Genomic DNA, 13,089 nt, shown 5'->3' with positions numbered 1-13,089 from the left:
GCGGGGCGGCTAGTATTCTCGGGTAACAGCAGTCTATTACACCGTGTTCCAGCACCCGCCGGACCAGCCCCGCCGGACCGGGCACCGGCCGCGCCGGTACCGGAGCACCCCGGCAGCGGCAGGCGGATCCGGTGCCGGACACGGTGGCTGCCTGACACCGTTAGGAATCATGGGACTCAACGAAGGCCGCCCGCCGGGCTCCACCGCCGCGGCTCCATCAGGCGACAAGCCTGCGATCTGGCTGTGGTCGCAGTACCTGCTCGACGCCGTCGCCTGGATCGTCGCCATCCTCCTCGCGCTGATCCTGCGCTACGAGCTCCTCGTGAAGGAGGTCAACGTCCCGGGCATCGCCGCGTTCTGCGCCGTGGCCGTCATCGCCCAGCTGGTGGTGGGACTCAGCTTCGCCCTGTACCGCGGCAGGTACAGCTTCGGCAGCTTCCACGAGGCCAAGCTGCTGGTCATCGTCGCCGTGCTCGTCGCCGTCATCCTCGTGCTCACCGGCGTGGCCTTCTTCAGCGTCATCGAGGTGCCGCGCAGCATCGGGATCATCGCGTTCCCCTTCGCGTGCATGTTCCTCGCCGCGACCCGCTACCTGAAGCGCATGTACGTGGAGAGCAAGGCCAAGCCCGGGGAGGACGCCCAGCGGACCCTCATCTACGGCGCCGGCTTCCTCGGCAACTCGCTCGTGAAGCGCATGATGCAGGACCCCGAGTCCCCCTACTTCCCGGTGGGCCTCGTCGACGACGATCCCGCCAAGAAGCACCTCCGGCTGTCCGCCGTGCCCGTGCTCGGGCGGATCGACGACCTCCGGGACATCGCCGCCAGGACGCAGGCGCAGGTCCTCGTCATCGCGTTCGCCGAGGTCGAGGCCGCGCAGGTGCGCCGCGTCTCCGACCTCGTGGCGGGCCTCGGCATCAAGGTGCTCGTCCTCCCCCCGCTGCGCGACATGCTCGGCGCCGCGGGAGCCGCCATCGCCGACTTCCGCGAGGTCGCGGTCGAGGACCTCATCGGCCGGCGCCCCGTGGACATCCACCCCGACGAGGTGGCCGGCTACGTCACCGGCAAGCGCGTCCTCGTGACCGGCGCGGGCGGGTCGATCGGCTCGGAGCTCTGCCGGCAGCTCGCGACCTTCGCGCCGGCGGAACTCATCATGCTGGACCGGGACGAGACCGGGCTGCAGTCCACGCAGATCTCCCTCACCGGGCGCGGGCTGCTCACCGGCCGCGACACCGTCCTCGCCGACATCCGCGACGCGGACGCCCTGCTCGACATCTTCGAGGACCGCAGGCCGCAGGTCGTGTTCCACGCGGCGGCACTCAAGCACGTCTCGCTGCTCGAGCAGTACCCCGAGGAGGCGTGGAAGACCAACGTCCAGGGGTCCCTCAACGTCCTGCGGGCGTCCGGCGCGGTCGGCGTCACCAACTTCGTCAACATCTCGACGGACAAGGCGGCGGATCCCACGAGCGTCCTCGGCCACTCCAAGCGGGTCGCGGAGAAGCTCACCTCCTGGCACGCGGAGCGTACGGGGCAGAAGTACGTCTCGGTGCGGTTCGGCAACGTGATCGGCAGCCGCGGCTCCATGCTGCCGCTGTTCACCGAGCAGATCCGCAACGGCGGCCCCATCACGGTGACCGATCCCGAGGTCACCCGCTTCTTCATGACCATCCCCGAGGCCTGCCAGCTCGTGGTGCAGGCCGGTGCCATCGGCAGGGGAGGGGAGGTGCTCATCCTCGACATGGGCGAGCCGGTGCGCATCCTCGACGTCGCCCAGCGCATGATCGCCATGTCCGGCAAGGACATCGACATCGTCTTCACCGGTCTCCGGCCGGGCGAGAAGATGCACGAGGACCTCATGGGCGAGGGCGAGAACGACTCCCGGCCCCTGCACCCCAAGATCTCGCACACCACCGTGGCGCCCCTCGACCCCCAGCAGCTGAGCCTCCAGGCGTGGAAGTCCGAGGGCGGCTTCGGGCAGGGCAGGCCCGGCATCGGCGCCGGCGCAGGGACGGCCGGCGAGGTCACCGCGGGCACGGTGGACCCGCCGACGGCGACCGTCCCGGTGGCCCGGTCGCACGTCGGACGGTCCGCGTGAACCCGCTCCTCGCCCTCGTCGCGCTCGTGTCCCTCGGGCTGTCGCTCGCGCTGCCCGTCGTCGTGAAGCCCCTGCTGAAGCGCCTCGGTGTCATCGACATCCCCAACGACCGGTCCTCCCACACCACCACCGTGATCCGCGGGATGGGCGTGGCCGTCGCGGCGGCCATCCTCGCCGCCCTGGCGCTCTCCCTCGCCACGGGCCTCGTCGCGGTGGACCGGTCGCTGATCCTGATCATCCTGGTCATGATCGCGGCCGCGGCTGCGCTCGGCTGGACCGAGGACTTCCGGGGCCTGTCGATCCGCGTCCGCGCGTCCGCGCAGCTCCTGGTCGGAGCCCTCGGGACCGTCGCGCTCGCGACCACCATCGACGACAGCAGCTACTGGTGGGTGCCCGTCGGCGCGGTCGCGGTCGCCACCTACATCAACGCCGCCAACTTCATGGACGGCATCAACGGCATCTCGGGCATGCACGGGGTGGTGGTGGGCCTGTTCTACTCCGGCGCGGGAGTCCTCAGCGACCAGCTCTGGCTGACGGTCGCGGGCCTGGTGGTCGCCGCGGCGTTCGCGGGCTTCCTGCCGTGGAACCTGGGCCGCGGCTTCGTGTTCCTCGGCGACGTGGGCAGTTACCTGCTGGGGGCCTCCATCGCGGCGATCGCCGTCACCGGCCTGCTGGCCGGGGTCTACCTCGAATACCTGCTCTCGCCCGTGCTGATCTACCTCGCCGACACCTTCACCACGTTCGTGCGGCGCGCCCGGCGCGGGGAGCCCGTGTACACCGCTCACCGGCAGCATGTGTACCAGCGCCTCACGGACACCGGGCTCGGCCACGTCCAGGTGTCGCTGTTCGTCAGCGTCCTGTCGGCGCTCACCGGTGCCGCGGGTTTCGTGGCCGCCACCGCCCCGGCGCCGCTCGCCGTGTCGGCCTCGCTGTTCGCCGCCGCGGTCGTCGCCCTGTACCTGTACTCGCCGCGGATCTTCCGCGCGCTGGCGCGCCGCCGCGTCCCGGCGGAGGCGTGAGGGCCCCGGTGGCCGTCGTCGTCATGCGGTAGAATTTCAGGCGCCGGGCACACCGACGCCTCCGTCGTGCCGCCCCGGTTCCAGGCCTCACGACGCCGTCGGCAGAGGACCAGCAGTGCGCCGGACGGCGCAGTCGACAGAGCGGACAGCGCGTGCCACGACCGGAGCATCCGGCCACCGGAGCCCCCACGGACCTCGTCCCTGCAGCGGGCGCCACCGCGTCCCCCTGGCTGGGCATCCTCGCCAGGAGCGCCGCGGCATCCGCCGGTGTGGCGCTCGTCCTCGCCGTCGCGGCCCTTCTCGCCACCTCGCCCGCGGCAGGACTGAGCGTGCTGTTCGGCGCCGCCCTCGTCATCGCCTTCTTCGGGATCAGCCTCCTGATCGGACACTTCGCGGGGCGGAGCAACCCCTCCGGCGCGCTCGGACTGTTCATCGTCACGTACGCCATCAAGGTCGTCGGATTCGCCGCGGTCCTGTTCCTCCTCGGCACGCCCGGCTGGCTGGACCGCACCTGGTTCTTCTCCGGGGCCCTCGCGACCGTCCTCGCCTGGCAGGCCGCCGAGGTGTTCGCCTTCTCGCGGCTCCGTACGCCCCTCTACGACGTCGAGCACGACGTCGAGCACGACGTCGCACGGGGCCGCACGGCCGCGGGAACGGTAGCGCCTCCGGCCGCCCCGCCGGCCGGTCCCGGCAAGGGTTCGCCCGCCGATCCGACGGGCGGACGCTGACATGGCGGACCGTCCGGCGGCCGGGCCGGGAGCAGGCGGCGACCCGTCGGCGCAGAACGAGCAGGCCCGTCTCGCGAACGGCGGCTACAACGCCGGCATAGCAGTCCTCAGCTACATGATTGGCGGGATCGCGGTGTGGAGTTTGATAGGCTGGGGGCTGGATAATCTCCTCGACACGCGCTGGTTGGTGCTGGCGGGAGCGTTCTTAGGTGCAGCAGGGGGTTTCTACCTCTCCCACATGCACAACCTCACCCGGAACCACACCCCGAGTCCGCAGCGCGGATCCCGGGCGACGCCCGGTGCCGAGGACGGACCCGAGTGACTCCCCACAACTCAACGAGTCGGACCAGTAACGCTGCGACCGAACAGATCTTGCCCAACGATGGACACTGCAGAGAGGAAACGCGTTGATCGCGCTTGCGCTCCCGGCCGCAACTACCGAAGAGGGATTCGTAGCCCCGACTATCGAGGACACCCACTACCGGGACATCCTGCCCTGGGGTGACGCCTACGGAGTCTGGTTCGACCCCGGCTTCGGCAAGCAGATGCTCATGGTCATCCTGTCCGTGGTCCTCATCGCCGCCTTCTTCCTCGTCGCCTCGCGGCGCGGCCAGCTGGTCCCCGGCAAGATGCAGTTCCTCGGCGAGTCGGCGTACGGCTTCGTGCGCAACTCCATCGGCAAGGACATCATCGGTGGGCGCGACTTCCTGAAGTACGTGCCCTGGCTCTTCACCGCCTTCTTCTTCGTGCTGGTGAACAACATCTTCGGTGCGATCCCGTTCCTGCAGCTGCCGAGCTTCTCGCACCCGGGCAGCGCCTACGCCATCGCGGCGATCTTCTACCTCCTCTGGGTGGGCATCGGCCTCAAGAAGCACGGCCTGCGCTACTTCAAGCTGGCCGTCGTCCCGTCGGGCGTGCCCTGGTACATCCTGCCGATCGTGGTGCCGATCGAGATCATCTCGAACTTCATCGTCCGTCCGGTCACCCACTCGCTGCGACTCTTCGCGACGATGCTCGCCGGCCACCTCATCGTGACCCTCGCCGGCTCCGCCATCGAGTACATGGTCTCCACCGGCAACATCCTCCTGCAGGGCACCAGCGTGCTGGTCCTCGTCGGCGCCGTGGCGATGTACATGCTCGAGGCGCTGATCATGGTCCTCCAGGCCTACGTCTTCACGCTGCTCGCCGCGATCTACATCGAAGGCGCGCTGCACGCCGACGCCCACTGATTCACACACGTCTTCCCCGTCGGGGATGATCCCAAACAACCTGTCGCATCCGAGCGGCATCTTGAAAGGAACACAATGGAAGTACAGGGTAGCCTCAACCTCGTTGGATACGGTCTCTCCGCAATCGGCGGTGGTATCGGTGTGGGTCTCGTCTTCGCGGCCTACATCAACGGCGTCGCTCGCCAGCCTGAGGCACAGCGTGTCCTCCAGCCCATCGCCTTCCTCGGTCTGGCACTGACCGAAGCCCTCGCGATCCTGGGCCTCGTCTTCGCCTTCGTCATCGGCGCCTGACACAGCCGCCCTGACCGACCGAAGACCAGTTGAAGAAAGACGGGTGAAAAATGCTTAACGCAGCAATCATGGCGGCGGAGGAGGGCTCCAGCCCCCTCGCGCCGAACTGGTGGGAGTTCCTCGTAACGCTGGTCGGCTTCGCCGTGCTGATGTTCATCGTCATCAAGTTCGTCATGCCGGCGTTCGAGAAGACCTTCGCCGAGCGCACCGCCGCGATCGAAGGCGGCATCGCCAAGGCGGAGGCCGCCCAGGCGGAAGCGAACGCGGCACTGAACGAGTACAAGCAGCAGCTTGTCGATGCACGCACCGAGGCGAACCGCATCCGTGAGGAAGCACGTGCCGAAGGCGCGCAGATCCTCGCGGACCTCAAGGAGAAGGCCGCCGCCGAGTCGGCGCGCATCTCCGAGCAGGCGCACGTCCAGATCGAGGCAGAGCGCCAGGCCGCAGTGGTCTCGCTCCGCGCCGAGGTCGGGACGCTCGCCACGGATCTCGCCAGCCGTATCGTCGGGGAGTCCCTCGCCGATGACGCCCGCTCGTCGCGCGTCGTCGACCGCTTCCTCGCGGACCTCGAGACCTCCTCGCACGGTGCCGCTTCGGACCGGGCAGGTGCGGCCAAGTAATGGCAGGTGTATCGAGCGTCTCCCTGGCCACCGTCCGTGAAGGGCTGGAGGCCCGGCTGCCGGGTACCACCCTGGCCCTCGCGGAGGACCTGTTCGGCGTCCTGGCGATCCTGGACAGCAACGCCGGTCTCCGGCGCGCGCTGACCGATCCGTCACGTACCGGCCGGGACAAGGCCGTGCTGGTGGACCAGCTCATCGCAGGCCGGGTGTCGCCGGAGGCCGCGAGCGTGGTCAAGGACCTCGTCAACGAACGCTGGGCCAACGCCCGCGACATCGGTGACGCCCTGGAGACGCTCGCCGCGACCGTCGTCATCGCCGTGGCCGAGCAGGGCCGGGGAGCGGAGGGCCTGGACCAGCTCGAGAACGAGCTGTTCTCCTTCATCCAGGTGGTCGCCTCGAACCACGCCCTGCAGAGGGCGCTGTCGGAGGCGCAGGCCAGCCCGGAGTCGAAGGTCGCCCTCGGCCTGAAGCTCGTACCCCAGGCGGGTGCGGCCGGCAGGCTCCTCATCGCGCAGGCCGTCCGCGCCCCGCGCGGACTCAAGCCCGCAGCCCTCGTGCAGCGCTTCCTCGAACTCGTCGCCGCACGCCAGCAGCGCTGGATCGCCAACGTCAGCGTCACCCGTCCGCTGACGGCGAGCCAGCTCGCCCGCCTGGAGTCCGGCCTCAACGCCATGTATGGCCGTGAGCTCAAGGTCAACGTGAAAGTCGACCCTTCACTCATCGGCGGAGTCCGTGTCAGCGTTGGAGACGAGATGGTCGACTCGACCGTCATCACGCGTCTGTCCGAACTCCGCCGCACGTTGGCGGGATAGGCGTCAGCGCCTGTCCCACCGGAGTTCCACCCACTGAATCACACCCCGGTCGCCACGCACCCCATGGAGACCAACAACACAGGAGAGCAGGGACTGAGATGGCCGAATTGACCATCAACGCCGAAGACGTACGCAGTGCGTTGAACGACTTTGCGGCGTCCTACGAGCCCGGGAATGCGGAGCGCGTCGAAGTCGGCCGCGTCTCCACCGCCAGCGACGGCATCGCCCGTGTGGAGGGCCTTCCCTCCGTCATGGCGAACGAGCTGCTGCGGTTCGAGGACGGCACGCTCGGACTCGCCCAGAACCTCGACACGCGCGAGATCGGTGTCGTCGTCCTCGGTGACTACAACGGCATCGAAGAAGGCCAGGAAGTGCACCGCACGGGCGAGATCCTCTCGGTCCCCGTCGGCGACGCGTTCCTCGGCCGCGTGGTCGACCCCCTGGGCCAGCCCATCGACGACCTGGGCGAGATCGTCGCCGAGGGCCGCCGTGCGCTCGAGACCCAGGCCCCCGGCGTCACGCAGCGCAAGTCGGTGCACGAGCCCATGCAGACCGGACTCAAGGCCATCGACGCCATGATCCCGATCGGCCGTGGCCAGCGTCAGCTGATCATCGGCGACCGCCAGACCGGCAAGACCGCCATCGCCGTGGACACGATCATCAACCAGAGGGACAACTGGGCCTCGGGTGACGTGAACAAGCAGGTCCGCTGCATCTACGTGGCGATCGGCCAGAAGGCGTCGACCATCGCCGCCGTGCGCCAGACCCTCGAGGACAAGGGTGCACTGGAGTACACGACGATCGTCGCGTCCCCCGCGTCCGACCCCGCCGGGTTCAAGTACCTCGCCCCCTACGCCGGATCGGCCATCGGCCAGCACTGGATGTACGGCGGCAAGCACGTCCTCATCGTGTTCGACGACCTGTCCAAGCAGGCCGAGGCCTACCGTGCGGTGTCGCTGCTGCTCCGCCGCCCGCCGGGACGCGAGGCCTACCCGGGCGACGTGTTCTACCTGCACTCCCGTCTGCTCGAGCGCTGCGCGAAGCTCTCGGACGACCTCGGTGCCGGTTCGATGACGGGCCTGCCCCTCATCGAGACGAAGGCGAACGACGTCTCGGCGTACATCCCGACCAACGTCATCTCGATCACCGACGGCCAGATCTTCCTGCAGTCGGACCTCTTCAACGCCAACCAGCGTCCCGCCGTGGACGTCGGTGTGTCGGTGTCCCGCGTGGGCGGCGCCGCCCAGGTGAAGTCGATGAAGAAGGTCTCCGGCACCCTGAAGCTCGATCTCGCCCAGTACCGCGACATGCAGGCTTTCGCGATGTTCGCCTCGGACCTGGATGCGGCGTCACGCCAGCAGCTGACCCGCGGCGCACGCCTGATGGAACTGCTCAAGCAGGGCCAGTACTCCCCGATGCCGGTGGAGCAGCAGGTCGTGTCCATCTGGGCCGGGACGAACGGCTACCTGGACGACGTGCCGGTGGAGGACATCCGCCGCTTCGAGACGGAGTTCCTGGAGCACCTCGGCCACAAGTCGCAGATCCTCAACACGCTCGCCCAGACGGGCAAGCTCGAGGACTCGACGGCGGAGGAGCTGAAGACCCAGATCACGGACTTCAAGCAGGGCTTCTTCGGGGTCGGTGCCGACGGTTTCGGTGCGGGCCACGAGGAGTACCAGGCCATCGACGCCGACTCGGTCGAGCAGGAAAAGATCGTTCGACAGAAGCGCTAGAGGATCTGTTCGCCGGGAGGGGCCATGCCCCTCCCGGCGGCAGGACCCTGGCCTGATCGCTCCCCGACGCGGGGGCGGAGGAAAGGACAAGCATGGGAGCCCAGATCCGGGTCTACCGCCAGAAGATCGCCTCGACCACGTCGACGCGGAAGATCTTCAAGGCGATGGAGCTGATCGCGACGTCTCGCATCGGCAAGGCACGCACGCGTGTCGCTGCGGCCCTGCCGTATGCCAACGCGATCACCCGGGCCGTCTCGGCCGTGTCGTCGCAGACGGAGATCGACCACCCGCTCACCACCGAGCACGGTGAGGTGCGCCGCGCCGCCGTCCTGGTGTTGACCTCCGACCGCGGCCTCGCCGGGTCGTACTCGGCCAGCGCCCTCAAGCAGGCCGAGGGCCTGTTCGAGGTGCTGCGCTCCGAGGGCAAGGAGATCCAGGCCTACCTGATCGGCCGCAAGGCGCAGTCGTACTTCGACTTCCGCCAGCGCGACTACGAGAGGGTCTGGACGGGCGGCACCGACGCCCCCGAGTTCGAGACCGCCCGCGAGGTCGGCGAGGCTCTCCTGGCGACCTTCCTCAAGGGTTACGACGAGGGCGGCGTGGACGAGATCCACGTGGTCTACACGAAGTTCCGCTCCATGGTGGTGCAGGAACCGTCCGTCATGCGCCTCCTCCCGCTGGAGGTCGTCGACGAGCAGGTCCCGCAGGACGGCGAGCTGCTGCCGCTCTACGAGTACGAGCCGGAGCCCGAGCAGGTCCTCGACGCCCTGCTCCCGCGGTACATCGAGTCGCGGATCTTCGCGGCGATGCTGCAGGCGTCCGCGAGCGAGCTCGCAGCGCGCCAGCGGGCCATGAAGTCCGCCGGTGACAACGCCACGGAGCTCATCAAGAAGTACACGCGCCTGCGCAACACCGCCCGCCAGGCGGAGATCACCCAGGAGCTCTCGGAGATCGTGGCCGGCGCGGACGCGCTGAACGCGTCCTGACGCCCCACCAGCCCGGATCCACGCGGACACCGGGCAGCTAGACTTAGTTCCACGCCATCTACGTAAATGAAGTGAGAGAGATGACTGCCCAGACTGTTGAGCACGGTACGGACTCAGTTGCCCCCGGCGCCACCGGCCGTATTGCACGTGTCATCGGCCCGGTTGTCGACGTCGAGTTCCCGGCCGACGCAATCCCCGCAATGTACAACGCCCTCACCACCGAGATCACTCTCAACGGTGTCACCCGCCTGATCACCTTCGAGACCTCGCAGCACCTCGGCGACAACCTCGTCCGCGCGATCTCCCTGCAGGCCACCGACGGACTCGTCCGCGGTACCGTGGTCCAGGACACGGGAGCCCCCATCTCCGTGCCCGTCGGCGACGGCGTGAAGGGCCACATCTTCAACGTCCTCGGCAAGCCCCTCGACGTCGAGGAGTCGGAACTCCAGATCTCCGAGCGCTGGCCGATCCACCGCTCGGCCCCGAGCTTCGCGTCCCTCGAGGGATCGACGGAGATGCTCGAGACCGGTATCAAGGTCATCGACCTGCTCACCCCGTACATCAAGGGTGGCAAGATCGGCCTGTTCGGCGGCGCCGGCGTCGGCAAGACCGTCCTCATCCAGGAGATGATCACGCGTGTGGCCCGCAACTTCGGCGGCACCTCGGTGTTCGCCGGCGTGGGGGAGCGTACCCGCGAGGGCAACGACCTCTGGGTCGAGATGGAGGAGGCGGGCGTCCTGAAGGACACCGCCCTCGTGTTCGGCCAGATGGACGAGCCGCCGGGAACGCGCCTGCGCGTGGCGCTGTCGGCACTGACCATGGCGGAGTACTTCCGTGATGTGCAGAACCAGGACGTGCTGCTGTTCATCGACAACATCTTCCGGTTCACCCAGGCCGGCTCGGAGGTGTCGACCCTCCTGGGCCGCATGCCGTCCGCCGTGGGCTACCAGCCGAACCTGGCCGACGAGATGGGTCTCCTGCAGGAGCGCATCACCTCGACGAAGGGCCACTCGATCACCTCGATGCAGGCCATCTACGTCCCCGCCGACGACTACACCGACCCGGCACCGGCGACCACGTTCGCGCACCTCGATGCGACCACCGAGCTCTCCCGCGAGATCGCGTCCCGTGGCCTCTACCCGGCCGTGGACCCGCTCGCGTCGACCTCGCGCATCCTGGACCCGCAGTACATCGGTCACGACCACTACAACACGGCCGTGCGCGTCAAGCAGATCCTCCAGAAGAACAAGGAACTGCAGGACATCATCGCGATCCTCGGTATCGACGAGCTCAGCGAGGAGGACAAGGTCGTGGTCGCCCGCGCGCGCCGCATCCAGCAGTTCCTCTCGCAGAACACCTACACCGCCAAGCAGTTCACCGGCGTCGAGGGCTCGACCGTCTCCATCCGGGACACCATCGAGGGCTTCGCGGCGATCTGCAACGGCGACCTCGACCACATCGCGGAGCAGGCGTTCTTCAACGTCGGCGGCCTCGACGACGTCGAGCGCCAGTGGGCCAAGATCCAAGAGCAGACCGGTAAGTAACGCCGATGGCATCGAACGGCGAACTCGAGGTCGAAATCGTCGCGGCCGACCACTTCGTGTGGTCGGGCGCGGCGCGTACCGTCAACGCACGCACCAGCAACGGGCAGATCGGGATCCTTCCCGGCCATGCGCCCATCCTGGCGATCCTCGAAGCAGGTGAGCTCTCGGTGGAACCCGTCAACGGTGAGCGCCTGGTGGTCGGTGTGGACGGCGGCTTCTTCTCGGTCGACTCCAACCGCGTGGTGATCGTGGCGGACAACGCCAGGGTCGGCGGTTCGGTGACTCCGGAATCCGTCTAGGGTTCCCGGCGTGGAGGCTCTCGGTGTGACGTTCATCTGCCTTGCGGTCGTGTTCGGCCTGCTCGTGCTCGTGATCGCCGCCTTCCTCCTCCGCCGCTACCAGCTGGGCCGAGCGCTCGGCACCTTCGACGCCTCCATCCGCCTCCCTCCCCGGGGCTGGCGGGTGGGGGTTTGTCGTTACACGGACAAGAACCTCGAGTGGCTCAGCCTCATCTCGCTCAGCCCCATCCCGAAGTTCCGCTTCCTCCGCAGCTCCCTCGAGGTGGCGGGGTGGCGTGCGGCCACCGAGGCGGAGCGGGCCAGCATCCAGCCGGGTGCGATCATCGTCCACCTGACGCACGAGGGCGAGGCCTTCGACATCGCCATGAGGTACGACGTCTACGCCGGTCTGTCCTCCTGGATCGAGGCCGGGCCGGTCATCGGCATCGGCACCTGGCGCTGATCCTGCCCGACCGACCCCCGCCTGCCGCGCGCCGCTGACCCTGCCGGCGCTCAGCCGCGATCGAGCGGCAGGACCCAGCGTCCCGCGCGGAGCACGCCTCTCAGCGCGAGGTCGGGCGACACCACGACGGCATCGGCGCGCAGTCCGCCGCGCAGGCTCCCCACCTCGTCGGCCAGGCCCAGCACGCCCGCCGGGACGCTCGTGGCGGACCGTACCGCGTCCTCCACGCCGACCCCCGCGCCCACCGCGCAGCGCACGACGTCGAGCAGGCTCCCGGCGCCGCCGGCCAGCCCACCCGTCGAGGTCAGCACCGCGGCGTCACCCACGACGGTCACCTCGCCGTGTCCCAGCGCGTACGTCCCCGACGTGCGGCCCGCCGCGGCGGTCGAGTCGCTGACGAGGCAGATGTTCTCCGCGCCCGCGATGGTGAACGCCATCCGGACCGTCTCGGGGTGCAGGTGCACGTTGTCGGCGATGAGCTCGACGGCGATCTCGCCGGCGCGCGCGCGCTGCAGGAGCAGGGGCACGGGGCCGGGGGAGCGGTGGTGGATCGCGGGCATCGCGTTGAACAGGTGCGTGGCGGTCGGCCTGCCGCTGAAGCCCTCGAAGCCCGTGGAGGCCAGCTCCTCGTTGATGAGGTCGAGCGCCGCCGTGGTCTGCTCGGTGGAGCTGTCCGTGTGCCCGATCGAGGGGATGACGCCGTGCATCACGAGTTCGTAGACCAGGACGTCGCTGCCCGGCAGCTCCGGGGCGTACGTCATGGACGTGAGGTGCCCCCGGCCCGCCGTGACGAGGCGCGCCACGTCCTCCTGCGTCGGCAGGAGCAGGAAGGCCGGGTCGTGGGCGCCGTTGCGCTCCCTGGACAGGAACGGACCCTCCGCGTGGATGCCGGCCACCAGCCCCGCCTCCGCCGCCGCGGCGAGGCGGCCGAAGGCGGCCTCGAGGTCGTCGAGCGGTGCCGAGCAGGTACTGGCGAGCAGTGTCGTCGTCCCGCCGCGGTGGAGGTGCGCCGCCGCGGCCTCGATGTCGGCGTCGGACCCGGAGGTGAAGTCCCCTCCGCCCGCCCCGTGGCAGTGGAGGTCGATCAGTCCGGGCAGGATGAGGAAGCCCTCGGGCAGCCGCTCCACGGAGGGATCGGCCCCGCCCGCCGAGACGATCCGTGAGCCGTCCCAGCGGAGCACGCCGTCGTCGATGATCCCGCCTTCGGTCACCAGGCGTCCGGAGAGGGCAGTGGGCGTTCCGCTGGAGTGGGCCATGCTCCGATTCTAGGCCGTCGCCCTCCGCGGGCCCCGGC

The 13,089-nt window shown here is 69.0% G+C and carries 14 protein-coding genes; 13 read left to right on the top strand and 1 reads right to left on the bottom strand.

What is annotated here, in order from left to right; translation table 11 throughout:
- The first annotated feature begins 169 nt into the window (after positions 1-169).
- From V6S67_RS11570 to V6S67_RS11510, 13 genes are all read left to right on the top strand, one after another.
- Positions 170-2,092 (top strand): polysaccharide biosynthesis protein, encoded by a 1,923-nt coding sequence (locus tag V6S67_RS11570; RefSeq protein WP_334210384.1) that lies wholly within the window; start codon positions 170-172, stop codon positions 2,090-2,092.
- Positions 2,089-3,111 carry an MraY family glycosyltransferase gene (locus V6S67_RS11565; protein ID WP_334210383.1) on the top strand — a complete coding sequence of 341 codons (1,023 nt, stop codon included), beginning with the start codon at positions 2,089-2,091 and terminating at the stop codon, positions 3,109-3,111. Before V6S67_RS11570 ends, V6S67_RS11565 begins: the two co-directional genes overlap by 4 nt.
- Before the next feature lie 152 nt (positions 3,112-3,263).
- Positions 3,264-3,839 carry a hypothetical protein gene (locus V6S67_RS11560; RefSeq protein ID WP_334210382.1) on the top strand — a complete coding sequence of 192 codons (576 nt, stop codon included), beginning with the start codon at positions 3,264-3,266 and terminating at the stop codon, positions 3,837-3,839.
- Between the two features lies 1 nt (position 3,840).
- A complete protein-coding gene (locus tag V6S67_RS11555; protein ID WP_334210381.1) occupies positions 3,841-4,161 on the top strand; it encodes a hypothetical protein in 321 nt (106 codons plus the stop codon).
- Positions 4,162-4,246: 85 nt separating this feature from the next.
- On the top strand, positions 4,247-5,068 hold the full coding sequence (atpB, locus tag V6S67_RS11550) for a F0F1 ATP synthase subunit A (RefSeq protein WP_307083663.1): 822 nt from the start codon (positions 4,247-4,249) through the stop codon (positions 5,066-5,068).
- A 75-nt stretch (positions 5,069-5,143) separates the two neighbouring features.
- Positions 5,144-5,359: an ATP synthase F0 subunit C gene (locus tag V6S67_RS11545; RefSeq protein WP_019481292.1), complete on the top strand. Its 216-nt coding sequence runs from the start codon at positions 5,144-5,146 to the stop codon at positions 5,357-5,359.
- A 50-nt stretch (positions 5,360-5,409) separates the two neighbouring features.
- Complete coding sequence (locus V6S67_RS11540) at positions 5,410-5,979, top strand: F0F1 ATP synthase subunit B (RefSeq protein WP_334210380.1); 570 nt, start codon at positions 5,410-5,412, stop codon at positions 5,977-5,979.
- Positions 5,979-6,791 (top strand): F0F1 ATP synthase subunit delta, encoded by an 813-nt coding sequence (locus V6S67_RS11535; protein ID WP_334210379.1) that lies wholly within the window; start codon positions 5,979-5,981, stop codon positions 6,789-6,791. The genes V6S67_RS11540 and V6S67_RS11535 overlap by 1 nt, the downstream gene beginning before the upstream one ends.
- A 98-nt stretch (positions 6,792-6,889) precedes the next feature.
- Positions 6,890-8,524: a F0F1 ATP synthase subunit alpha gene (gene atpA, locus V6S67_RS11530; protein WP_334210378.1), complete on the top strand. Its 1,635-nt coding sequence runs from the start codon at positions 6,890-6,892 to the stop codon at positions 8,522-8,524.
- A gap of 92 nt (positions 8,525-8,616) precedes the next feature.
- Entirely contained in the window at positions 8,617-9,510 is an 894-nt protein-coding gene (locus V6S67_RS11525) for a F0F1 ATP synthase subunit gamma (RefSeq protein ID WP_334210377.1), read from the top strand.
- An 80-nt stretch (positions 9,511-9,590) separates the two neighbouring features.
- Positions 9,591-11,054 (top strand): F0F1 ATP synthase subunit beta, encoded by a 1,464-nt coding sequence (gene atpD, locus V6S67_RS11520; protein ID WP_334210376.1) that lies wholly within the window; start codon positions 9,591-9,593, stop codon positions 11,052-11,054.
- 5 nt (positions 11,055-11,059) lie between these two features.
- Positions 11,060-11,353: a F0F1 ATP synthase subunit epsilon gene (locus tag V6S67_RS11515; protein ID WP_104049690.1), complete on the top strand. Its 294-nt coding sequence runs from the start codon at positions 11,060-11,062 to the stop codon at positions 11,351-11,353.
- 10 nt (positions 11,354-11,363) lie between these two features.
- Entirely contained in the window at positions 11,364-11,795 is a 432-nt protein-coding gene (locus V6S67_RS11510; RefSeq protein WP_334210375.1) for a DUF2550 domain-containing protein, read from the top strand.
- A gap of 50 nt (positions 11,796-11,845) precedes the next feature.
- Here V6S67_RS11510 and V6S67_RS11505 read toward each other — a convergent pair whose 3' ends face one another.
- Positions 11,846-13,051: an N-acetylglucosamine-6-phosphate deacetylase gene (locus tag V6S67_RS11505; RefSeq protein ID WP_334210374.1), complete on the bottom strand. Its 1,206-nt coding sequence runs from the start codon at positions 13,049-13,051 to the stop codon at positions 11,846-11,848.
- Positions 13,052-13,089: the final 38 nt, after the last annotated feature.

The sequence above is a fragment of the Arthrobacter sp. Soc17.1.1.1 genome, from assembly GCF_036867195.1.
In the GTDB taxonomy this organism is placed as follows: Bacteria; Actinomycetota; Actinomycetes; order Actinomycetales; family Micrococcaceae; genus Arthrobacter_D.
The sequence above is the reverse complement of the archived record's forward strand: the minus strand, read 5'-3'. Positions and strand labels throughout refer to the sequence as shown.